This window comes from Pontibacter kalidii (assembly GCF_026278245.1).
Taxonomy (GTDB): Bacteria; Bacteroidota; Bacteroidia; order Cytophagales; family Hymenobacteraceae; genus Pontibacter; species Pontibacter kalidii.
This window is the reverse complement of sequence record NZ_CP111079.1, coordinates 1611450-1635286: the sequence shown is the minus strand read 5'-3', so window position 1 is coordinate 1635286 and position 23837 is coordinate 1611450. Positions and strand designations below refer to the sequence as shown.

Here is a 23837-nt window from a genome sequence, read left to right as displayed (position 1 = left end):
CGGCATTCCCTTACCCCCATGAAAAAGCTAATTATAAGTATGCTGCCCCTGTTGCTTCTCCTTGGGAACTGCAGCCCTTCGGAAACGGAAGGCGAGACCGAGGCAGCAAACACTAGTATGGACACGGCCACGGCTGCCAGCGCCCCCCTGGTGGAGGAGAAGGACACGACCAGGCAGGAGGTGCAGGAGCTGGAGCTGCACGCCCTCGGCAACACGCTGGAGGAGATCCGATACAGCACGGACACCCTGATGGCAGAAGCCGGCGCCCTCGTAAAGCTTACCTTTGTGAACGAGGGAGTGGACATGCCGATGGTGCACAACGTGGTGTTCACGGCACCCGGCAAGTATAAACAGGTGGCCCTGGCTGGCGCCAGGGTGGGTGCTTCCGGCAATTACATACCCGAAAGTGAGGCGGTCATCGCTGGCTCGCCGATGGCCTTGCCAGGCCAGACAGTGGAGATGGAGTTTACTGTCCCCACAGAGCCGGGCCTCTACGACTTCGTTTGCACCTACCCCGGCCACTGGAAGAAGATGAACGGGGTGCTAGTGGTTAACTAAAACCTTTCCCTGTTGGGAACAGTGGGCATAAAGAACGTTCTGCAAAAAAAGCTTGTTAACGGCAATAGAGATTATAGATAGTATTGTCTAATTTTACGCCCAAAGACGAAAGCCAGCATGAAGTTCACACCACCGGATTGCCAACAATGTATGAGCAGAAAAAACTCACTGCTAGGCTGTTGCCGTGGCGATGAGCTGGAAGAGTTGTCTGCCAACAAGTCGAGCTGCCTGTACAGAAAGGGGCAGGTCATCTTCAACGAGGGCTCTAAACCGACGGGCCTGCACTGCGTGCACTCCGGCAAAGTGAAAGTTTGCAAGTTGGGCAGCGATGGGAAGGAGCAGATCATCCGCCTGGCAAAACCCGGTGATGTAATCGGTTACCGTGCCCTGATGGCTGACTCAAACTATTCAGCCTCAGCCGTGGCGCTGGACGATGCCGTGGTATGTTTTGTGCCAAAGACACAGTTCTTGGACCTGATACACGAGAACATGGATTTCTCCAATGGCCTGATGAAACTGCTCTCAAAGGCATTGGGAAACGCTGAAGAGCGCATGACGCAGATGGCTTATAAACCTGTGCGCGAGCGGTTGGCGGAGGCGCTGCTGCTGCTGCAGAAAACCTACCAGCAGGGCGGGAGCGAGGAAAACTTCACGATCGCTATCTCTCGCGAGGACCTAGCCTCTATTGTAGGCACTGCCAAGGAAACCACCATTCGCCTGCTCTCCGAGCTAAAGGATGAACAGATCATCTCCACCAAGGGCAGCAGCATTACCATACTGGATGCTGACAAGCTCTATAACATCTGCCATCTCTACGACTAGGGTGAAGCCTAAATAAGATTCAGAAGCATCAGTAAATACAAAAGGCCGGCTGCAAAACAGCCGGCCTTTTTACGTTCGTATAATTTATACGACACGCCAACACCATGTATACTTAACTAAACACTAAACTATCTTACCCAGGGGTGGCTTTGCGCCAAGGCTGCTTCGGGCCGATCCTTTTAAAGATCCTTCTTACCCCGATCCACAGCCCTGGCAAAAGCAGCTCTATCTCACCTTAAACTACTGCAAAGCACTGTTCCTTACTGTTTTTGAGCAAGCAGGTCCGCCCTTTCCTGTGGCCCACCTGATCAACTCAACGATACAAATGTCAGGCTATTCGTCTTGATTCACACTGATAAGTATCAACATCAGAACTGATTATTATCATCTTTTCGGGCAGCAGCCAAATCTACCTTTGTAACAGCAAAATAGGAGATAATATGGCTACAAAAGCTGCTTTAAGAACTGAGATACAAGCCTGTTACCACTGCGGCGACAAGTGTGTGGAAGAAGTGATCGTGGCGCACGAGAAAAGCTTTTGCTGCACCGGATGCAAAAACGTTTATGAGTTGCTGGAGGAAAACAACCTCTGTACTTACTATAACCTGGAGGAGAACCCGGGTCTAACTGGTAAAATAAAAGGGTCCGAATCCCGCTTTGCCTATTTGGATGATGCGGGCGTTGAAACCCAGCTGATAAGCTTCAAGAGCGATACTATCTGCAAATTAACGTTTTACATTCCCCAGATGCACTGCAGCTCCTGTATCTGGTTGCTCGAGAACCTGTTTAAGCTTAATCCGGGTATATCAGAATCTACGGTGAACTTCCTGCGCAAAGAGGTGTCGCTTACTTATTTCCCGCAGAAAACCACGCTGCGCGAAGTCGTAACACTGCTATCGCGAATCGGATATGAGCCAGAAATTACGCTGGCTGATACCGACGGCAAGAAATCCTCCAAGCCCAATCGTACCATTATTTACAAGCTCGGGATAGCTGGCTTTTGCTTTGGTAACGTTATGTTGCTGGCCTTTCCGGATTACCTGGCCATCACAGAAGGCTTGCAGCGCACCTTTGGCTCATTTTTCGGGTACCTGAGTTTTCTGCTGTCCATCCCGGTCTTCTTTTATAGTGCGCGCGGCTTTTTCACATCCGCCTGGGAGGGTATCAAGCAGCGCATGGTGAACATCGACCTTCCTATTGCCACCGGTTTATTGGCGCTTTTCTTTACCAGCATATACCAGGTAGTTACGGGCACCGGTCCCGGCTACTTCGATTCTTTTACCGGTCTGGTGTTCTTCATGCTGATCGGCAAGTACTTTCAGCAGAAAACCTACGACACCCTCTCCTTCGACAGAGACTATACTTCCTATTTCCCGGTGTCGGTGACGGTGCTGAAGGAGGATGGCAAGGAAGAGGCCGTGGCTGTACGAAACCTTAAAGTGGGCAACCGCATCCGTGTTAGGAACCAGGAGCTTATACCTGCCGATGCTATACTGTTACGTGGCCAGGCCATGATCGATTATAGTTTCGTGAGCGGGGAGTCGGAGCCTGTGGAGAAAGTGATGGGCGAGGTAATTTACGCTGGTGGCCGGCAGGTAGGGGAGAGTGTAGAGCTTGAAGTAGTAAAAGAAGTATCGCAGGGCTATTTGACGCAACTCTGGAACGATAGCATTTTTTCGAAAGAAGAAAAACACAGTGTCAACACCTACGCCAACGTGGCGGGCAAGTGGTTCATTATAGTCACCATGCTGGTTGCTGCAGGCTCCTTGTTTTATTGGGTCCCGCGCGACACCGAAATGGCCATGAAAGCCTTTACATCCGTGCTCATCATTGCCTGCCCTTGTGCCTTGTCCCTGGCTACGCCGTTCGTACATGGCCATACCCTTCGCGTGTTCGGTCGCAATAAGTTTTACCTGAAAAACACTCATGTGGTCGAAACGCTGGCTAAGATAGATACCATCGTTTTCGATAAGACGGGTACGCTAACAGAGCCGAGTGCCGCTGAGATCAACTACACTGGTAAAGCACTTACAGCAGCGCACGAGCAAAGTATAAAGTCTGTGCTCAGCCACTCGACACACCCCTTAAGCCAGCGCATTTTTCAGAGCCTGACAGGGGAGGTGGTGGCCGTGATGCATTTCCAGGAGTTTGCCGGCAAAGGGCTGGTTGGTGAAGTAAATGAATCTGTTATAAGAATCGGATCCGCTTCATATGTAGGCGTAAAAACAGATGCAGTTAAAGATACGGTCAAAACAACCGTTTACGTGTCGGTAGATGGCGTGCTGCTGGGGTACTATACGTTTTACAACGTGTACCGCAAGGGCTTGAAGCATATCCTACACGAATTAGAGGACAAGAAGCTAGCTGTGCTCTCCGGTGACAACGACCACGAGCAGGCTCGCCTGAAGGAACTGTTGGGCACCGAAGCAGAACTCAACTTCAATCAGAGCCCGGTGCAGAAGCTGGAGTACATTCAGCAGCTGAAAGACCGGCAGCATCGCGTATTGATGGTAGGGGATGGCCTGAACGATGCAGGCGCCCTGAAACAAAGCGATGCGGGTATTGCCCTGAGCAACAGCGTCACGAACTTCTCTCCATCCTGCGATGCTATACTTGACGCAGCTGCCTTCGATAAACTGAGCATGTTCCTGGGCTTCTCGAGAAAAACGATGAAGATCATACTTGCCACGTTTGCAGTGTCATTGGTATACAACGTTATTGGGTTAACACTGGCCGTACAGGGGCTTTTCTCGCCCCTGGTATCTGCCATCCTGATGCCTATAAGCTCTCTGAGCGTGATCATCTTCGCTACCTTATCCGTCAAGTTTGCCGCCAAGCGAGCCGGTTTGTAATAATGATAAATCAATAGTGAGTAAGGAATAGTGAATTATCCATCATGCTACAGCTCAAACTTTCTAACTCTTTAACTTTCTGACTCAACATGTATATCATCTTTTTAATGATCGCGGTGAGTGTATCGGTAGCCACGGCTTTTCTGGTGGCTTTCCTGTGGGCAGTGCGATCGGGCCAGTACGACGATGACTATACACCGGCAGTACGCATGCTCTTCGATAACGAGACACCAGCGAAACCTGCTCAGAAGCCTGACGAAAGCACTTCCTGACGGCTGCAGCTGATATCAATCACTTCTGAAAGTGACATTAGTCATCTTTTAAAATCGCATTCCTGCCCAATTTTGAAAAATGAAAAGGGGCGGTTTCAAAGCCGCTTCAGCTGCCGGGTTTCAGGGCGGCCACTTCAATAAACACAAAACCTGAAATACAAACACTTTAACAAAAATGGAGGACACCGCACATGTCAACTAATGTAGCCGAAGTCTTAGACAATGCACCCGACAAGCTGAAGCCCAAGGGCCGGGATGCGGGAACGACTGACACGTTTTTTTATGACAACAAAATTGTACGCGACTTTGGTATAGCCACCGTGTTCTGGGGCGTTGCCGGTATGCTCATAGGCGTGATCATCGCTTTTCAGCTGGCGAACCCTGATATGAACATGGGCAACCAGTATACTACTTTTGGTCGCGTAAGGCCATTGCACACCAATGCTGTGATCTTTGCCTTCGTGGGGAACGCGATCTTCATGGGTGTTTACTACTCGTTGCAGCGCCTGTGCAAAGCCCGCATGTTCTCTGACCTGCTCAGCAAGATCCACTTCTGGGGCTGGCAGCTGGTTATCGTGGCTGCTGTTATTACCCTTCCGTTGGGTATGACCTCCTCCAAGGAGTATGCTGAGTTGGAGTGGCCGATTGACATTGCCATTACGCTGATCTGGGTAGTGTTCGGCTGGAACATGTTCGGCACGATTGCTAAGCGCCGAGAGAAGCACATGTACGTGGCCATTTGGTTCTACATCGCCACCTTCCTGACGGTGGCCGTGCTGCACATCGTAAACTCTTACGCTCTGCCGGTTAATCTCTTCAAAAGCTACTCTGGTTATGCAGGGGTGCAGGATGCGCTGGTGCAGTGGTGGTATGGCCACAACGCGGTGGCGTTCTTCCTGACAACGCCGTTCCTGGGCCTGATGTATTACTTCCTGCCTAAGGCTGCGAACCGCCCGGTATACTCTTACCGCCTGTCTATCATTCACTTCTGGTCGCTGATCTTCATCTACATCTGGGCTGGTCCGCACCACTTGCTTTATACTTCCCTGCCAGACTGGGCTCAGTCGCTGGGTGTGGTCTTCTCTGTCATGCTGATCGCGCCAAGCTGGGGCGGTATGATCAACGGTTTGCTGACGCTGCGCGGTGCCTGGGACAAGGTTCGCGAGGAGCCTATCCTCAAGTTTATGGTGGTGGCCATCACGGCCTACGGTATGGCTACTTTTGAAGGACCGATGCTGTCGCTGAAAAACGTTAACGCCATCGCCCACTTTACCGACTGGATCGTAGCACACGTACACGTGGGGGCGCTTGGCTGGAATGGCTTCCTGACATTTGCCATGCTATACTGGCTGTTCCCACGACTTTACAAAACAGAGCTGTTCTCTAAGAAGATGGCGAATGCCCACTTCTGGCTGGGCACGCTGGGCATCCTGTTCTACGCCATCCCAATGTACTGGGCAGGTTTCACGCAAGGCTTAATGTGGAAACAATTCACTGCAGAAGGTACGCTGCAGTACTCTAACTTCCTGGAGACGGTGCTGCAGATCGTGCCGATGTACTACCTGCGCGGTATCGGTGGTATCCTTTACTTGAGCGGCGTATTCCTGATGGTGTACAACCTGTACAAGACCGCCAAGTCAGGCAGCCTGGTTGCCAATGAGAAAACAGAAGCCCCGGTAGTGGTGAAGGCCGAGAGCGCCAACGCCGGTCACTGGCACGCCTGGATCGAAAAGCGCCCTATGCAGATGGCTGTCTGGGCAACTGTTGCCATCCTGATCGGCGGTCTGGTGGAGTTCATACCTGCCTTCGTGATCAAGTCGAACGTGCCTACCATTGCCAGCGTGAAGCCTTATACTTCGCTGGAGTTGCAGGGGCGTGACCTCTACATCAAAGAGGGATGCGTTAACTGCCACACCCAAATGGTTCGTCCTTTCCGGTCTGAAACAGAACGGTATGGAGAATACTCTAAAGCAGGTGAGTTCGTGTACGACCACAACTTCCTGTGGGGCTCCAAGCGTACGGGGCCGGATCTGCACAGAGTAGGAGGTAAATATCCGCACAGCTGGCACTACCATCACATGATGGACCCAACCTCCATGTCTCCTGGATCTATCATGCCGGCCTACCCATGGTTGTTTGAGCAGGACGTTGACCTGAGCACCACCCAGGACAAACTCAAGACCCTGAAGCAACTGGGCGTGCCTTACGAGCAGGAGTATATCAACAGAGCCAACGAGGACCTGATGGCGCAGGCTACAGAGATTACCAGCCAACTATCTAAGGAAGGCATCGAAGTAAGACCTGAAACTGAGATCGTGGCCTTGATCGCCTACCTGCAGCGCCTGGGCACGGACATTAAAGTGAAGGAGGAAGTGAAATAAAACCGACACAAGTATCACGTATCACGACACACGACTTCAGGAAAGTTTACAGTCGTGATACATTATTCGGGATACGTGATACGAGTGTCACAAAGTATAAAACAATGTATAAGAACGTTTTGCAAGCCATAGAAGGCATCGAAATATACCCGCTCATCTCCTTCTCTATTTTCTTTCTGTTCTTCCTGGGTCTGCTGGTTTATGTTGCCCTGATGGACAAGAAGTACCTGCAGTCCATGAGCAGCATTGCCTGCGAAGACGAGAACCACGAGACCATCACTTTAGATAGCGCAAAACAATGATCCCCTTAAAGAATCTGATAGCAAAAAGCGGCCTTGCCCTGGTGGCAGGACTGCTTCTGGCAGGATCGCCAGCCGTACAGGCTCAGGATGCCGTAGCCGGTAAAGCCGTATTTAATGCCAACTGCGCCGTCTGCCATAGCATGGATGCCGACGTGGTTGGTCCTGCCCTGAAGAACGTGCACGAGCGCCGCGGCGATGAGTGGCTGACGAAGTTTATCCAGAACTCGCAGGAACTGGTGCAGGCCGGTGATAAAGACGCGGTAGAGGTTTTCGAGAAGTTTAACAAGATTCCGATGCCTGCCTTCGGCACTTCGCTCTCTGAAGAGGAGATCAAGCATGTGATCGCCTATATTAAGGATGAGAGCAGCAAGACGGTAGAGGCAGAGGCTGCCCCCGTGGCTGAAGTGACCGATGCCACAGCAACGCCACCCGCTGCGGAAGCGGATGTTGCCTTTTTAGATCTGCCCCCGGTACTGCTGTTCACGTTTGTACTGGCGGCGCTCATCATGCTGCTGACAGCCCTGGTACTGGTCATGATGTTCCGCCTTTTCATTCCGATGCTGGGCGACTCGATCTATGACGAGGATTTCCGCAGCTCCTTTGCCGGTCGTGTACTGTTCCTGCTCAAAGGAGACACCACGGTGATGACAGGCAAGGCCAAGGACAAGATCCACTCCACCCATGACTTTGACGGTATACAGGAATATGATAACGACCTGCCGCCTTGGTGGAAAGCCCTGTTTTACGTGACCATCGTGTTCGGCGTGGGGTATATGCTGCACTACCACGTGTTTAAAACCGGGGCGCTGCAAACCGAAGAGTATGAGATGGAGATGCAGCAGGCGGCCATGTTCGCGGCTAATAATGCCGACGACCCCAACGCCGTGACCGACTACGAGGTGCTGACAGAAGCCGCCGCCCTGGAATCCGGAAAGGCGCTCTACAACACGAACTGCGCGGCCTGCCACGGCACCGAAGGCCAGGGCACCGTAGGCCCGAACCTGACGGACGAGTACTGGCTGCACGGCGGCGATGTGAACGAAATCTTCAAGACCGTCAAGTACGGCGTGCCAGCCAAAGGGATGGTTCCTTGGCAGGGCAAACTTACCAAAGACCAGATCCTGGAGGTATCCAGCTACATCCTGAGCCTGCAGGGCACCAACCCGGCAAATGCCAAGGAGCCGCAGGGCGAGAAAGAGTAAGTACAACATACAAGTATAAAAAAGCAGCAGGCACTTTAACTCCAGAAGTGCCTGCTGCTTTTTTGTTTCCATTACTGATGATAATCACCCCGGCAAATGATATTTGTCATCTTTTAGCAGGGGCCAAATGTAGAATTTTGTGACAGCTGATTAAAGCAATCGCTACATTCTCATTTTCCACTTTTTATAACCGGCAGGAATAATATCCGCACAAATTACCACTGCCATGGCAACTAAAGCAAAACCAACCGATGAGTTTCGGGACCACATCTCTACGGTAGATGACCAAGGGAAGCGCGTTTGGGTGTACCCGAAAAAGCCGAAAGGCAAACTCTACAATTACCGTAAATACGTCAGCTACTTTCTGCTGGCGCTGTTATTTTCCGGTCCCTTTATCAAGATAAACGGGCTGCCGCTGCTCATGCTCAACGTGGTGGAGCGCAAGTTTGTGATCTTCGGCGTGCTCTTCTGGCCGCAGGACTTTTTTATACTGGTGGTAGCCTTTCTGGCGCTGGTGGTCTTTATTATACTTTTCACAGTGGTGTACGGGCGTATTTTCTGTGGATGGGTTTGCCCTCAGACCATCTTCATGGAAATGATCTTCCGCCGCATAGAATATGCCATTGAGGGGGACTACACCAAGCAGCGCGCCCTGGACAAAATGCCCTGGAATGCGGAGAAGATCCTCAAAAAAGGATCCAAGCTTACCATCTTTCTGCTGATCTCTATTTTCATCTCCAACATCTTTCTGGCCTATATCATCGGAATAGATGAACTGAAAAAGATCATCATGGACGGTCCGCTGGAGCACACGGCCGGATTTGGCGCCATGATCGTGTTTACCGGCATGTTTTTCTGGGTGTTTACCTGGTTCCGTGAGCAGGTCTGCACCATTGTTTGCCCTTATGGCCGCTTGCAGGGCGTGATGCAGGACAAGAAAACGGTGGTGGTGGCCTACGACTACGGACGCGGGGAGCCGCGCGGCAAGCTGCGCAAGAACCAGGAGCGTACCGAGGGAGACTGCATCGACTGCCACCAGTGTGTGCAGGTGTGCCCCACCGGTATTGATATCCGCAACGGAGCGCAGCAGTTGGAGTGTATTAACTGTACCGCCTGCATCGACGCCTGCAACGACATCATGCGCATGATCGATAAGCCCGAGGGCCTGATCCGCTATGAGTCTGAGGAAGCGATTGAGACAGGCAAGAAGTGGACCTTCTTCACCAACCGCGTGATGGGGTATACGGCAGTGCTGGTTATACTGATGACAGCCCTTGCCGCACTGCTGCTTACCCGCGACGAGGCGGAAGCCACCATACTTCGTACGCCGGGCCAGCTGTACCAGAAAACGGAGCAGGGACACATTAAGAACCTCTACAATATTTCCGTCATTAACAAAACCAACCATGACATGCCGCTTACCCTGAAGTTGCTGAACAAGGAGGGGACGATAAAAGTGATTGGCAGCGAGCTGGTACTTCCGGCACAGGGCATAGCAGAGGGCGTGTTCTTCACGGAGATAGCGAAAGAACAACTATCCGGCCTGAACTCGGAGATTGAGATCGGGGTGTACAGTGGTGAGGAATTGATCACCACCACCGACACCAAATTCCTGGGCCCGGCTAACTAAGGAAGTATAAAGAATTCTCCCCCAAAAGGGAAAAACCTACGGAAGACATTAACATGAATACGAAAGATAAAAAAAATAACTTCACCCTCTGGCCCTATGCCATTGTAGTTTGTATGGTGTTGTTTATGGCGTATATCGCCATGTTCGTGTACAAGGCCATGAACCAGGATGTGGACCTTGTAAGCAAAGACTACTACGAGAAGGAGATCAAGTTCCAGGACCAGATCGACAGGGTAAAACGCACACAGGCCCTGGGGGATGTGATGGTGGAGTACAATGCCAGGGAGCAAACCCTGCTGCTGCAGTTGCCGGCTACCTACAGGGGCATGAACCCCAGCGGCACGATTACGCTGTTCCGACCCTCTGACGATAAGCTCGACAAGCAGATTCCGCTGCAGCTGGGCCGTGACCAAAGCCAGCTGCTGGAGGTAGCCGACATGGAGAGCGGCATCTGGAAGGTGCGTGTGAGCTTTAGCGCGGACAACGAAGAATATTACACAGAAAAGACCATACAAATAAAATAGCCATGATCTGGGCTGGTTTTTTATTCGGACTTTTAGGCAGTTTCCATTGCGTCGGGATGTGCGGCCCGATAGCCATGGCCTTACCATTTGGCAGGAGCAGCGGCTGGCGTTATTACACCGGCCGGCTCCTGTACAATGGGGGGCGCTTGGTGACCTACTCTTTGCTGGGCGCACTGGCAGGTGCCTTCGGGCAATCGCTGCAAATGGCGGGGCTACAGCAGGTGGTCTCCATCGTGTCAGGGTTGCTCATACTTTTCCTGATTGTTGCCCCGGCCGCCCTCAAAGGCAAAGCCGGCAGCTTTCTGGGTACTGATAAGGCGGTTACCTGGGTACGGCAAAAGCTTGGTCATTTTTTCGGGCGCGACAACCTGGGTGCCCTTTTTATGGTGGGCCTGCTGAACGGGCTGCTGCCATGCGGCTTCGTATACATTGCCCTGGCAGGCGCCATCAGTGCGCCGGGAGTACCGGGTGCCATGTTATACATGCTGCTGTTCGGGTTGGGCACTTTCCCGCTCATGTTCCTCGTGTCGCTGTCGGGTAAGTTCATCAGCTTGAGCCTGCGCGGCACATTTAACCGCTTGGTGCCTTACGCAGGCATGGCCATGGCGGTGCTGTTCATACTTCGCGGCCTGAGTCTAGGCATCCCATACGTGAGCCCGAAAATTACCCATACCAGCCATAACACCACCGAAATAAGCTGTTGCACCAAGCCAAAGCAGACAGCTCATAACTGACAAAAATCACCGGGGGAACTGATCTTCCTCAGTGCCTTAAGAGTTAATCACAATTAATTTTACAGTAAATAAAGGACCAAAACTATGACCACGGCGACACCTATAAAGCATATACTTGTACCCGTTCAGTTTAATGAGGAAAGCGAGAACCTGGTGCGCTACGCCGGCTCGCTTGCCAGGGCTTTGGGTGTGGAGCTGGTGCTGCTGTATACTTCGGGCACGCCAGACCTTACCTTTACGCAGCAGAGCAAGGCGATTCATGCGCTCCGTACCTTTGCAGAGCATCACCTGGCAAAACACTACGATGATAACCTGAAGGGCTTTGACTGTGTAGTGCGCCCGGGCAGCCTACACCAAAGTATAAAAGCCGTGGTGCAGGACTATGCCGTAGATATGGTGCTGATGAACGCGCTGTCCTCAGCCGTTGCCGATGTTCCAGAGAGCGATCACGCCGCCGCCATTATGGGCATGCTGGAGGTGCCGGTGATGGTTTTGCCTGGAGGCAAGGGCTACCGCAAGTTAAAGCACCTTGTTTTTGCCACCGATTTTACCGACCGGGACCCTAAGGTGTTGCAGCGCATCCACAATTTTGCCAGGCAGGCAGGAGCCAGGCTGTCGCTGGTGCAGGTGTACACGCTCGCTGATAAGCCCCAACTCAGTGCCATAAACCAGGCTATGCGGGAGGTGGAGGCACAGCTGAACAGCAGGAAAGTAAGCGTGAGGATGCTGGAGGAGGAGGATGTGCTGGAAGGTATCAGCGATTTTGCCGAGCTAAAGGGAGCTGACATGCTGATCATGGCAACCCAGGACAGCTATCTGATGCAGCGACTCTTCAGCAGTGCGTACCTAAAGACGATGGCTTACCACACGCAGATTCCGCTGCTCACCTACAGGCAGCACAAGCGCAAGCCATGCTCGGGCTGCTGCACCAACTGCAAGAGCAAACAAAACCAGCCGCCACAGCGCTTACACCTGATCACTCCGGAATTAGCATAAAACAGCGGCTGGCAAGGCAACTGATCTTTAAAATTTCTGAAGGAAGGTTATGCTCAAGAAAGCGATAAAAGAGGGAATGCTGCAGGTAACCCAGCGAGAGCTCGTGGCTGGCACCTACCTCTATAAAACGGGTGAGCCAGCCGAGTCTTTTTTCCTAGTGGTGCAGGGCGCTGTGTTAGTGTCTATGTTAAGCCTTCCGAAGAACACGCTTGTGCAGCAGGGGCACCTGGTGGGGCTGCAGGACCTGATGAAAGAGCAGCACAGCCACACAGCCATACTTGCCGAGAATGCCACGCTGGTCGAGATTCCGAAGCAGGAGTTGCTCAAAGCCATTCAGACCATGGCACCACTCAGGCTTTACCTGATCCGGCTCATGAGCCAGCAGCCCAACCTTGCAACACTTGCCTACGAGTAAGCACAGTTGATTTATACTTAGCCTCAGCCACCCCGATAGGAATCCGGGTGGCTGAGGCGTTTACAACCCATCCTTTAAATTTAAAGTAAGACCATACAGTATGATCCCCCGTCAGAAGCTACTGCACCGTGTATGGATAAGATTCTCAGCCGCCTTAAATTTATTTACCAGTTCATCATCAGTAGCATTGGGTTTATCCCCACCCTCATCTCGTTGGCTTTCTTTGCCCTGGCGCTGGTGGTGCTGTACTTCGAGACGCTGGGCCTGAGCAAAGCACTGGACGAGAAGCTGCCCTACCTGATCATCCGCAACGGTGAAACGGCCAACATGGTCCTGAGCACCATCGCCACAGGTATTTTCTCGCTCACCGTTTTCAGCTTTACCATGGTGATGCTCGTGCTAAACCAGGCCAGCACCAACTTCTCCCCACGCGTAGTACCCGGGATAATCAGCTATAAGTCGAACCAAGGCGTTACTGGGCTTTACCTGGGCACCTTGATTTATACCTTGGTGGTGATGGTAAACATACGCTCCGACTCCTACAGTACAGATCTGCCTGGGTTTGCTATTTTCCTGGCCATGGGATTTGCCATCATCTGCCTTGGCTTCTTCGTCTATTTCATCCACTCCATCTCAGAGTCGGTACAGATAGACAGCATACTGGAAAGCATTTATAATATAACAAGCCGGCAGCTGGAAGAGGAGATCAGCCGCGACAAGGGGGCGCAGGTCCCCAACGTGTTTGAGCAGAAGGAGTGGCAACAGCTCAAAAGCCCTGTCACCGGATACCTGCAGAGCCTTGATGAGAAGGCCGTGCTCCATATCCTGAGGGAGTTTGATGTGGTCCTTGATTTTGAGCAGCCGCTCGGTAGCTTCCTGGTGGAGGGGGTGCCGTTTGCCCGCATTAACAAAACCCTTCCCGACATGGATGAGTTTGCCAGCCGCCTTTTCGACCATGTAAACTTCTTCAGGGAAGAGCGGGCAGGCATAAACTACATCTTCGGGATAAAGCACATCACGGAAAGCGCGGTGAAGGCACTGAGCCCCGGCATCAACGATCCCGGCACTGCCCTGAAAGCCATTGATTACCTCACGGCCCTGTTCGCCCAGCGGATGCAGCTGACGGACGAAAAGGTAATTTACGATAAGAAAGGTGCCGGCCGCATCAGGTTTGAGCACCAGACGTTCCGGGACATTTACAGTTTAACCCTGGCCCCGCTGCGCCTGTACGGCAAGCAGGACAGTGTGGTCATACTTAAGTTGCTGTTGATGCTGCAGAGCCTGCTGCACAAGGCGAGGCCTTACCCGCACCTGCTTCCGGTGCTCTACCAGGAGGCCTGCCTGCTACTGCACGATGCCGGGGAAAGTATAGAAAACCCCGGCGACCGGAAGCGGATAAACCTGCTGCTGAACCAGATCAACAACATGGGTTTGCTACGCGACCCGCTGCCCCTCCTCAGCCCCTCTCATTAGGCACTTTGGCTATTTTTCTTATTTTTGTAGCCCTTACACGTAACAAGTATGCTGCTGCAATCCCTTAAAAAGCTGTCCGACAGCGTGCTGAACATTCAGCATGAAACTGATGAAGAAGGCACTATCCGTGAGATAAACGACAAGATCCCCATTCGCGGCAACAACACCTGGATGCTGATTTGCTCGGCAGTGCTCGCCTCCATAGGGTTGGACACCGGCTCTGGCGCCGTGATCATCGGGGCCATGTTAGTCTCCCCGCTCATGTCGCCTATTCTTGGCGTGGGCCTCTCGGTGGGGATCAATGACCGCGAAATGTTGATTGACTCGATTAAGAACCTGGCGCTGGCAGCGGCAGCAGGCTTAGTGGTAAGCTTTTTATACTTCAGCGTTACCCCGTTGGGCGAACCGACAAACGAGCTGCTGGCCCGCACCACGCCAACGCTGCTGGATGTAGGGGTGGCTTTCTTCGGTGGAGTAGCCGGCATCGTTTCCATTTCTCGCTCCGATAAGTCGAATGCTATACCAGGAGTGGCCATTGCCACCGCCCTGATGCCGCCGCTCTGCACAGCGGGATTTGGCCTGGCGGTCGGGCGCTTTGATTACTTCCTGGGCGGGTTTTACCTCTTCTTTATCAACGCCGTTTTCATTAGTCTGGCCACTTACATGATTGTGAAGTACCTGCATTTCAATACCAAAGCCTACGTAGACCAGGCAAAGCAAAAGCGGGTGGCACAGGCCATGGTGGTGGTGCTCATGATTGTGGTGGCGCCCAGCGTCTACTTCCTCTACAACATCTATTCCGACGTGAAGACCAAAAAACGGATTGAGCAGCTTGTGATTGCGGACTTTACCAGCCGCAAAAATGAGATCATCAAATGGGAAATTCAGCAGGCGGACTCGCTCAAGCAGGTAAAGATCTATAGCGTGGGCAAGCAGGTGGACGAGAACCTGGTGAAGCACTACAACGAGGTGCTAGCGCAGAACAAGCTAGAGAAATACAGGGTAAAGCTGGTGCAGTTGGACGTATCGCCGGAGGAGATGCAGAAGATCGCCTACGATATCACCAATAACATGACCAAGGACATCCTGAAGACGCTGGAGTTGCAGAAGCTGCAGGTGCAGCACGCCGACAGTGTGCGCCGGCAGCAGAAAATAGAGCTCAACGGCAACGCCACCCGCGAACTGAAGATGCTTTTCCCTGAGATCCAGAAAGTACAGGTTGGCGACATGGTCAGCACCACCAACCCTGCTAAGGCCGACACCATAACGCTGGTCATGATAGACTGGAGGCCGCCGCAGCCGGTGGTACAGGAGGTGGCCTTAAAAGACAAGAAACCGGTGAAGCAGCCAGAGGCAGTAAGGCCAAAGCTGCAGACAGCACAGGTGCAGGAGTATGAGGGACGTATCAAGAGCTACCTCAGCTATAAGCTCCAGCGCGACTCGGTACAGGTAATCTCTACTTTCTAGCCTGCAGCATAAGCAGAAATAGATAAAGTATAAAGTATAACTTTATGTCATTAATTCGCCGTTATAGCTTGCAGGTGTAAAATCCGTAGAAGCTTTAGCTAGTAGGCAGAAGCAATATGAGCGCACTAAGAAGAAAACTGTACCGCATCATTTTTGAGGCCGATACACCCGCGGGCAAGGGATTTGACGTGGCGCTACTTGTGCTCATTATCTTAAGTGTTACCATCGTATCGTTAGAGAGCGTGGTGGCCTTACGGCGGGAGTACCTTGAGCTTTTCCTCAGGCTGGAGTGGAGCTTCACCATCATCTTCACCATCGAGTATTTTCTCCGGATATACAGCACGCCGCGGCCCATCAAGTATATTTTCTCCTTCTTCGGATTGGTGGACCTGCTTGCCATTCTGCCTACTTACCTGAGCCTGTTTATACTTGGTTCGCAGTACCTGCTGGTGGTCAGGGTGCTGCGCCTGCTCCGGATTGCCCGGATTTTCAAACTGACGCGCTTTATTAACGAGGGACAGGTGCTAACCCGGGCGCTGCGGGCAAGTGCTACCAAAATTGCGGTTTTCCTGGGCACGGTACTGCTGCTGGTGGTAATTATCGGCTCCCTGATGTACCTCATCGAAGGCCAGGAAAGCGGCTATACCAGTATCCCGAAAAGCATTTACTGGACCATCGTAACACTAACTACCGTAGGCTATGGCGATATTGCCCCACAGACTGCCCTGGGCCAGTTCATAGCCAGCATAGTGATGATCATGGGCTACGGGATCATCGCCGTGCCCACAGGCATCGTGACAGTGGAGATGTCGCGGTCGGAGCGTTTGGGAGTGTCGCACAGCCGTGTCTGCCCTAACTGCCACACCGAAGGGCACTTGGCTGAGGCCAACTTTTGCTACAACTGCGGCTACAGCTTTGAGCCCCTTGCCTAATTACTCGATGATCAGCGTGTGGTAACTTACGCCATAGCCACCCCAGACGCCTAGGCCGCCCTGTATGTTAGACTGCGTGATGTTGGGGGAGGAAATGGGGCTGCCGTTGTTGTTCTGCTCGTTTTCCAGCGTGAACCAGAAGCGGTAATGCGCCTGATCGATAGCCGCCCAGCGTACCGTTACTGTATCGCCCTTCCCGAAATAGCTGTAGAGGTCCAGGTCTACTTCTGCCTGACCCTTAGGCTCCCCCCGGTCCAGCGGGTAATCGATGGTGGCACCGTTAATGAACTCGTCCGAAAAAACAGAGGCGAAGCGGCCGGGGTAAAACGGCTCGCTGTTGCGCTTGGTAAAGTAGCGTACCGTATTGCCCAGTGTGTCGGGGTCGGAGTAGCGGTAATAGAGCTGACGCAGGCTGTCTTCCTCCGGGTTAGGATGCGGGACCGTAAAAATGGAGTCGAGGGGATTGAGGTGCGGAATTGTAGTGACAGCGCTTAGCTCGCGCCCTTCGTGGCTGATGTGCAGCCGGTAGCTTTTACCCGGTTCGCCTTTCAGCTCCTCCGAAGTATAGAGATAAAACAGAAAGCCCGCGTTGGCGCTCAGCAGCGCTGGCCTAAGCCCTAGTTGCACGGCTATCAATTCCTTAACCTCTTCTGATAAAGCAACTGAGGGTGTTTCTTTTAAAGGGTAGCTTTTCCCGTCCACGGTTATGCTCACCTGCGCATCGTGCACGAAGCTCTGCGCCAGCGCCTCCGCCGATACTTCGGTAAAAACCGGGACCGTTCGGGTAAGCACGACCACCGGTGGCGCATTCTGTTCTATATGGCCCTCCACCACCAGTTGCTCTTCACCCTTCGGAACCTCTACGGTGATATCCTCCTCACAACCAGAAAACAGCAGGCTGCAAAGTATGGCAAGTATAAAGTAGGGTCTGCGCATAGCTTACTTCCAGGTAAAGTTTAAGATAACTGAAGGCAAGGGAAACGGTACGATGGAGACTTTCTTGGCCTGCAGTTTAACGCCCGAATCGTAGGCGCTGCCCTCGTTATCGATGTAGTATAAGTAGGGGTTCCGGCGCCCATATACATTGTAGACGGAGAAGGTCCAGCTGTTTTCGATGTTCTTCCATTTCCTGCCTTCCAGTGTGGCCGAAAGGTCGAGGCGGTGGGTGGGCTGCATCCGAAAGCTGTTGCGGTCGCCGTACTGGTAATTCACCGTGCCCTCCAGGTAATAGCGCCGCACAGGCAGCGTGGTGGCCTCGCCGGTGCCGTACACAAAGCTGCCGCCAAAGGTCCATCGATCGTTATACTTGTAGCTGCCCACCACAGAGAGGTCGTGGCGGCGGTCATATCGGGCCGGGAACCGCTGCCCGTTATTCAGGTCGGGGAAGGTGCGTGTGGTGCGGGAATGGGTATAGCCAAACCACCCCTGTAACGGCCCGTAGTTCTTGCGCAGGAACAGCTCCACACCGTACGATCTGCCACTGCCACTCACAAACTCATACTCCAGGTCGCGGTTACTGGGGGCGGGCGCAAAGCCCTCGCGGTACTCCAGCTGGTTCTCCAGGTCCTTATAGTATACTTCCACGGACCCCTCGTACTGGTTTTCCCTTATACTTCTGAAATAGCCCAGGGCATACTGCGTGGCCCGCTGCGGCTCCACCATGGCCGAACTCGGCGCCCAGACATCCAGCGGCAAGGTGGTGTAGGCATTCGAGACCAGGTGCAGGTACTGCGCAGACCTAGAGTAGGCCGCTTTTATGGAGGATCGTGTGTTGATTTCATACTTTGCCGACACCCGCGGCTCCCAGGCGCTGAAGGTTTTCACTTTCTCCCCGGAGCCATACATCGTTGAGTCAGTAGCCATCAGTTTTTCATCAAATTGATAAAAAGTAAACGGCCCCGTTTGGGTAAAATAGCTGTTTCGGATACCGAGGCTAAGCAGCAATTTATCAGTCAGGTATATATCATCCGATAAGTATAAACCATACTCGTGGCCATACTTGGTGAGGAGCTGAGCGGTGCCGAATATTTCGCCGCTGGCGCTCTCGGCCTCCCCGGCGCGGGGCAGGAGCTGGTGGTACGTATACTGCAGTCCGTACTGCAGGCGGTGGCGCGCGTCGGGTTTATAGGTAAAGTCGAGGCTGGCGCTGTAGTCCTCCACGCCGGTTTGGGCCACGGTGGTGAAGCCGCCAAAATCCCAGTTGAACTCGAAGTCATACTTGCTCATCACCCCATACACATCCAACACTAGTTTATCATTAAAAATATGGTTCCAGCGGGCGGTGGCGCTGCTGTTTCCCCAGAAGAAATCCCCTTTGAAACGGCCTTCCGAGAGCGTTAGCTCCCCCACATCCCGGCCGTAGTAGCCGCTCAAGTAGAGCTTATCCTTCTCAGAAAGTATAAAGCTTAGCTTTCCATTAAGGTCGTAGAAATAGTAGGGGACACCGCCCTGCTCCGTATTTTTGAGAAAGGGGTTCATGAGCACATCAGCGTAGGTGCGCCTACTCGAAAGTATAAACGCGGCCTTGTCCTCCAACAGCGGGCCCTGCACCGACAGCCGCGAGGCGATCAGCCCAATGCCTCCGTCCACCCGAAAATCAGTCAAATCGCCTTCTTTCATGCCGATGTCGAGCACAGAGGACAGGCGGCCGCCGTAGCGCGCCGGCATGTTGCCTTTGATGAGGGTGGTCTGGTCGATGGCGTCGCTGTTGAAGACGGAGAAGAAGTTGAACAGGTGGCCGGGATTGTACACCGTGGCCTTATCGAGGAGCACCAGGTTCTGATCGGCCCCACCGCCGCGCACGTAAAAGCCCGTGCTGCCCTCACCAGCCGATTTCACGCCTGGCATCAGCGACACCGTTTTCAGGATATCCACCTCTCCGAAGAGTACCGGCAGGCTTTTGAGCGTCTCCAGCGGCAGCTCCAGCTGGCCCATCTGGGGTGTCTCGTGGAGGGGAGTGCTGCGCGCGCCCACCACCTGCACTTCCTGCACCTGGTAGGTAGTGGGCGAGAGTCGTACGGTTATCCTTACAGGCTGATTGAGCTGTACCGGCTGCTCCTGGGTTTCGAAGCCAATATACTTTACCACAAGGGTATACATGCCCTCATATGCAGCAAAGCTATAACTGCCGGAGGCATCCGTCATAGCTCCGGCCGAAGGGCGCTCCTTCAGCGCCACAGCGGCCCCTGCCAGTGCCTCGCCGGTCTCGGCATCCAGCACGCGCCCCGACAAAGTATAAACCGACTGTGCCGCCGCAGGAGTTGCCAGGCACAGCAGGTTCAGTAGAAGTAATAAAGTATGATAGAGGAGTAGCCGCAATCCGTTTGCCGTTTAGGTTATGCTTAAACAGCCGTTTTCGGGAAAGGTTTAGGGCCTGAAATAGGAGTAACGTCTAAGTAGGAGGCCATAAGCCAAGGAGGCCAGGTAAGCCAGTGCAGCGCCCAGCAGTGCGCCCAGCAGCACATCGGAGGGGTAGTGCACGCCCAGGTAAATACGGCTGTATGTCACAATAACTGCCCAGGCGAGCAACAGCACCTTAAAGATCAGGTATCGCTCCGAAAGCACGAGGCTGAAGAAAACGGCCAGCGCGAACGTGTTGGCCGCATGCGAGGAGATGAAGCCGAACTTGCCGCCGCAGTTCTGCACCACATTGATCACCTCGGCCAGCGCGGGGTCGTGGCAGGGGCGCAGGCGCATAAAGTAGGGCTTCATCAGGCCGGAGGCGATAAAATCGGCGGCTCCGATGGCAGCGATCACCAGCAGGACCATGGCTATACTTTGCCGGCGGTAGCGCCACGCCAGGTAACCGATCAGGCCCAGGTAAAAGGGGATCCAGACATACTTGTCCGACATGAAGATCATGATGGTATCCCAGATAGGGCTGTGCATCTCGTTGAGGTGGATGAACAGGTCCCTGTCCAGCTGCTTAAACGTCTCCAGCATTACTCAGCTATGTTTATCCAGTCGATTTCCTTTTTCAGGTAGCCCAGCGTCTGCTCCTCGGAGCTGCCCGGCTCGGGTATAAAGTTGTACACCCAGGAGGCATGCGTCGGCAGGCTCATCAGAATGGACTCGATTCTGCCCTTGGTCAGCAGCCCGAACTTGGTGCCGCGGTCATACACCAAGTTAAACTCCACGTAGCGGCCACGGCGTATCAGCTGCCACTGCTTTTCCCGCTCCCCGTAAGGCAGGTCTCGGTTTTGGTTGATGATGGAAGTATAAAAAGGGATGAAGGCGTAGGCCACATCCCGCACGAAGGCAAAGCGGTCCTCCAGACTGATCTCATCGGTTTCCATTAACCTGTCGAAGAAGATGCCGCCCACGCCGCGGGTCTCGTCGCGGTGCTCGTTGTAGAAATAATCATCGGCCCACTTCTTAAACTCCGGGTAATAGCTCGGGTGGTGCTTATCACAAACGGCCTTCATCTGCTCATGGAACTCCCTTGCCTGCTTCACGTCCACGAAGATTGGCGTCAGGTCGATGCCCCCGCCGAACCAGGCCTGCCCGTTGCCTGCCTCAAAATAGCGCACGTTCATGTGCGTGATGGGCACCATGGGGCTGTGCGGGTGCATCACCACCGACACCCCCGTAGCAAAGTAATTCGGATCAGGCATCTGCAGCGCCTTCAGAAACTGAGGTGACAACTCGCCGGAAACCGCCGAAAAGTTAACGCCGCCTTTCTCCAGCACATGACCGTCTTCAATCACGCGCGAAGTACCGCCGCCGCCGCCTTCGTGCTCCCACACATCGGAGGTGAAAGTAGCCCCGCCGTCGCAGGTTTCTAGAGCATGGCAAAGGTCCGCCTGGAACTGGCGCATGAACGCCTCAACTTTTTCTCTGAACATTTTTTCGCAGCTATTAGTAAAGATTTTGACAAAGGACTATTTGACAAAAGACAAAGGATAGCCCATCCGCTGCTTCGGATTTTCATTCCAAAACAACGCTACCAATCAAACAAAGACTATTTGATAACGAAACAACACCTCTTTAAACCTAACAAGTATCTTATGTCTTTTGTCAAGTAGTCTATTGTTATTGGTAACACAAAAGTACCTAATTCTACGCGCTCTACCGAACCCATTTCTCACTTTACTTAAAAGAAGAAAGTTTGTAACTTAGAGCAAACCTTAACGCTACCTATGTCACAACAAACCCTGGAAGCCACTAAACTCGATCTGGAATTATTAAAAAAGGCTTACCGACTGATGCTTACTGCCAAAACCATGGCAGACACTTATGAGGAGAACAAGGCGATCTGCAGCAAGTATGTGCACAGCACCTCGCGCGGCCACGAAGCCATACAGCTGGCCGCAGCCCTGCAGCTCAAGCCACACGACTACGCCGCTACTTACTACCGCGATGAATCCATGCTGCTGGGCATGGGGCTGCAGCCTTACGAGCTCATGCTGCAGCTCATGGCCAAGGCCGATGATCCCTTCTCCGGCGGCCGCACCTACTACGGCCACCCCTCGCTTCGAAGAGAGGGTTTCCCGACGATCCCGCACCAAAGCTCGGCCACCGGCATGCAGGCCATTCCGGCCACGGGCATGGCGCACGGTCTGGCGTACCTGGAAGGGCAGGGGCTGCTGCAGGGCGAGGAGAAGCCCATTGTGCTCTGCTCGCTGGGAGACGGCTCCATAACGGAGGGAGAGGTGGCCGAGGCCTTTCAGATGGCGGTGCTCAAGGGGCTGCCGATTATTTACCTGGTGCAGGACAACGACTGGGGCATATCAGCCACGGGAAAGGAGATGCGTGCCATGGACGCCTTTGAGTACGCCGCCGGTTTTAAAGGCATGGAGCGCCTGCGCGTGAACGGCTCTGACTTTGAGGAATCCTACGAGGGGATGCGCGTGGCGATAGAGTATGCCCGCAAGGTGCGCCGCCCTATACTGGTGCATGCCAAAGTGCCGCTGCTGGGTCACCATACTTCCGGGGTGCGCCGGGAGTGGTACAGGGGCGAGAACCTGCAGCAGCACAGCGTCGACGATCCGATCCCGAAACTGCGGGAGCTGCTTATAGGTGCCGGCCTGGAGGTAGACGAGGTGAAACTGCTGGAGCAGGAGGCCATGAGCACGGTAGCCGCCGACTACGAGCGTGCCCTGAACGCCCCATACCCGGATCCCAGCTCCTTTAGCACACATGAGTTCGCCCCAACACCAGTAACCGAGGAGAAAGGCGAGCGCAGCCCGAAAGGAGCTGACAAAGTCATTATGGTGGATGCCGCACTGCATGCGGTGGATGATATTCTGAGAACCTGCCCCGAGGCCCTGTTCTATGGCCAGGATGTCGGCGGGAAATTAGGAGGCGTGTTCCGCGAGGCCGCCTTGCTGGCTAATAAGTATGGCGATGCCCGCGTGTTCAACACCCCGATTCAGGAGGCGTATATCGTAGGCTCAACGGCTGGTATGTCTGCGGTAGGGGCAAAAGCGATCGTGGAGATACAGTTTGCCGATTATATCTGGCCGGGCATTAACCAGCTGGTGGAGGAACTGTCCAAGAGCTGCTACCTGAGCAACGGCAAGTTCCCGGTTCAGTCGCTTATCCGCGTACCCATCGGGGCCTACGGCGGCGGCGGCCCCTACCACTCGGGAAGTATAGAATCCACGCTGCTCAACATCCGGGGCATAAAAGTAGTGTTCCCCAGCAACGCTGCCGATATGAAAGGCCTGATGAAAGCCGCTTTCCTGGACCCCAACCCGGTGGTGATGCTGGAGCATAAAGGCTTGTACTGGTCCAAAGTACCGGGCACCGAGGATGCCAAAACCATAGAACCGGATGAGAACTACATCCTGCCGCTGGGCAAAGCCAACATTGTGCAACAAGCCAGCGAACAAGAAATACGAAAGGGCAACAGCATGACTGTGATCACCTATGGCATGGGCGTGTACTGGGCCAAGACAGCCGCCAAGCAGTTTCCCGGCAGTGTAGAGATCGTGGACTTGCGTACGCTCAACCCGCTGGATTATGAAACGGTCCGCACCTCGGTAGAACGCCACGGCAAAGCGCTGGTGCTCACGGAGGAGCCGCTCATGAACTCCTTTGCCGAATCGTTGGCCGGTCGCCTGTCGAAAGACTGTTTCCAGCAGCTGGACGCACCGATTTATACCTTGGGTGCCGCTAACCTGCCAGCTGTTCCGCTGAACGTGGAGCTGGAGAAGATGATGCTGCCCAACCCGGACAAGGTAGCCGCCCAGATGGAGGAACTGCTAAACTACTAAGTATAAATAGCAGCAAAGTATACATTTATATTGCAACAACTAAAAGCCTCCATCCCTGCC

At 53.5% G+C, this 23837-nt stretch carries 20 protein-coding genes; 16 read left to right on the top strand and 4 right to left on the bottom strand.

The window, feature by feature from the left end:
* Nucleotides 1-18: 18 nt before the first annotated feature.
* The 15 genes from OH144_RS07015 to OH144_RS06945 all read left to right on the top strand — a co-directional run bounded on the left by OH144_RS07015 (nucleotide 19) and on the right by OH144_RS06945 (nucleotide 16560).
* A complete protein-coding gene (locus OH144_RS07015; protein ID WP_266205589.1) occupies nucleotides 19-558 on the top strand; it encodes a plastocyanin/azurin family copper-binding protein in 540 nt (179 codons plus the stop codon).
* Nucleotides 559-708: 150 nt separating this feature from the next.
* Nucleotides 709-1380, top strand: coding sequence for a Crp/Fnr family transcriptional regulator (locus tag OH144_RS07010; protein ID WP_266205588.1), 672 nt, complete (start codon nucleotides 709-711; stop codon nucleotides 1378-1380).
* A 440-nt stretch (nucleotides 1381-1820) separates the two neighbouring features.
* Nucleotides 1821-4232 (top strand): heavy metal translocating P-type ATPase, encoded by a 2412-nt coding sequence (locus tag OH144_RS07005; protein WP_266205587.1) that lies wholly within the window; start codon nucleotides 1821-1823, stop codon nucleotides 4230-4232.
* A gap of 89 nt (nucleotides 4233-4321) precedes the next feature.
* Nucleotides 4322-4504: a cbb3-type cytochrome oxidase assembly protein CcoS gene (gene ccoS, locus OH144_RS07000; RefSeq protein WP_266205586.1), complete on the top strand. Its 183-nt coding sequence runs from the start codon at nucleotides 4322-4324 to the stop codon at nucleotides 4502-4504.
* Between the two features lie 191 nt (nucleotides 4505-4695).
* Nucleotides 4696-6885 (top strand): cytochrome-c oxidase, cbb3-type subunit I, encoded by a 2190-nt coding sequence (gene ccoN / locus OH144_RS06995; protein ID WP_266205585.1) that lies wholly within the window; start codon nucleotides 4696-4698, stop codon nucleotides 6883-6885.
* 104 nt (nucleotides 6886-6989) lie between these two features.
* Nucleotides 6990-7187: a hypothetical protein gene (locus OH144_RS06990; protein WP_266205584.1), complete on the top strand. Its 198-nt coding sequence runs from the start codon at nucleotides 6990-6992 to the stop codon at nucleotides 7185-7187.
* Nucleotides 7184-8389 (top strand): c-type cytochrome, encoded by a 1206-nt coding sequence (locus tag OH144_RS06985; RefSeq protein ID WP_266205583.1) that lies wholly within the window; start codon nucleotides 7184-7186, stop codon nucleotides 8387-8389. Before OH144_RS06990 ends, OH144_RS06985 begins: the two co-directional genes overlap by 4 nt.
* 226 nt (nucleotides 8390-8615) lie before the next feature.
* Entirely contained in the window at nucleotides 8616-10019 is a 1404-nt protein-coding gene (gene ccoG, locus OH144_RS06980; RefSeq protein ID WP_266205582.1) for a cytochrome c oxidase accessory protein CcoG, read from the top strand.
* Nucleotides 10020-10072: 53 nt separating this feature from the next.
* Nucleotides 10073-10543, top strand: coding sequence for a FixH family protein (locus OH144_RS06975; protein ID WP_266205581.1), 471 nt, complete (start codon nucleotides 10073-10075; stop codon nucleotides 10541-10543).
* Between the two features lie 2 nt (nucleotides 10544-10545).
* Nucleotides 10546-11277: a sulfite exporter TauE/SafE family protein gene (locus tag OH144_RS06970; RefSeq protein ID WP_266205580.1), complete on the top strand. Its 732-nt coding sequence runs from the start codon at nucleotides 10546-10548 to the stop codon at nucleotides 11275-11277.
* A gap of 84 nt (nucleotides 11278-11361) precedes the next feature.
* The gene (locus OH144_RS06965; protein ID WP_266205579.1) at nucleotides 11362-12273 is read left to right on the top strand and encodes a universal stress protein; all 912 of its coding nucleotides are present in this window, start codon (nucleotides 11362-11364) and stop codon (nucleotides 12271-12273) included.
* Nucleotides 12274-12322: 49 nt separating this feature from the next.
* Nucleotides 12323-12688 (top strand): Crp/Fnr family transcriptional regulator, encoded by a 366-nt coding sequence (locus OH144_RS06960; RefSeq protein WP_266205578.1) that lies wholly within the window; start codon nucleotides 12323-12325, stop codon nucleotides 12686-12688.
* A 132-nt stretch (nucleotides 12689-12820) separates the two neighbouring features.
* On the top strand, nucleotides 12821-14161 hold the full coding sequence (locus OH144_RS06955) for a DUF2254 domain-containing protein (RefSeq protein ID WP_266205577.1): 1341 nt from the start codon (nucleotides 12821-12823) through the stop codon (nucleotides 14159-14161).
* A gap of 48 nt (nucleotides 14162-14209) precedes the next feature.
* Complete coding sequence (locus tag OH144_RS06950; RefSeq protein ID WP_266205576.1) at nucleotides 14210-15628, top strand: TIGR00341 family protein; 1419 nt, start codon at nucleotides 14210-14212, stop codon at nucleotides 15626-15628.
* 116 nt (nucleotides 15629-15744) lie between these two features.
* Complete coding sequence (locus tag OH144_RS06945; protein WP_266205575.1) at nucleotides 15745-16560, top strand: ion transporter; 816 nt, start codon at nucleotides 15745-15747, stop codon at nucleotides 16558-16560.
* Here the strand turns inward: OH144_RS06945 and OH144_RS06940 are convergent, their stop codons facing one another.
* From OH144_RS06940 to hemF, 4 genes are read right to left on the bottom strand one after another with little or no spacing between them, the layout of a single operon-like run.
* Nucleotides 16561-17496 carry a DUF4249 domain-containing protein gene (locus tag OH144_RS06940; protein WP_266205574.1) on the bottom strand — a complete coding sequence of 312 codons (936 nt, stop codon included), beginning with the start codon at nucleotides 17494-17496 and terminating at the stop codon, nucleotides 16561-16563. It lies immediately after the preceding gene.
* Between the two features lie 3 nt (nucleotides 17497-17499).
* A complete protein-coding gene (locus tag OH144_RS06935; RefSeq protein WP_266205573.1) occupies nucleotides 17500-19878 on the bottom strand; it encodes a TonB-dependent receptor in 2379 nt (792 codons plus the stop codon).
* A 48-nt stretch (nucleotides 19879-19926) separates the two neighbouring features.
* On the bottom strand, nucleotides 19927-20502 hold the full coding sequence (locus OH144_RS06930) for a phosphatase PAP2 family protein (protein WP_266205572.1): 576 nt from the start codon (nucleotides 20500-20502) through the stop codon (nucleotides 19927-19929).
* Complete coding sequence (gene hemF / locus OH144_RS06925) at nucleotides 20502-21404, bottom strand: oxygen-dependent coproporphyrinogen oxidase (RefSeq protein WP_266205571.1); 903 nt, start codon at nucleotides 21402-21404, stop codon at nucleotides 20502-20504. The genes OH144_RS06930 and hemF overlap by 1 nt, the downstream gene beginning before the upstream one ends.
* 294 nt (nucleotides 21405-21698) lie before the next feature.
* Between hemF and OH144_RS06920 the strand changes: the two genes are divergently transcribed.
* Nucleotides 21699-23777 carry an alpha-ketoacid dehydrogenase subunit alpha/beta gene (locus OH144_RS06920; RefSeq protein WP_266205570.1) on the top strand — a complete coding sequence of 693 codons (2079 nt, stop codon included), beginning with the start codon at nucleotides 21699-21701 and terminating at the stop codon, nucleotides 23775-23777.
* The last annotated feature ends 60 nt before the right edge of the window (nucleotides 23778-23837 follow it).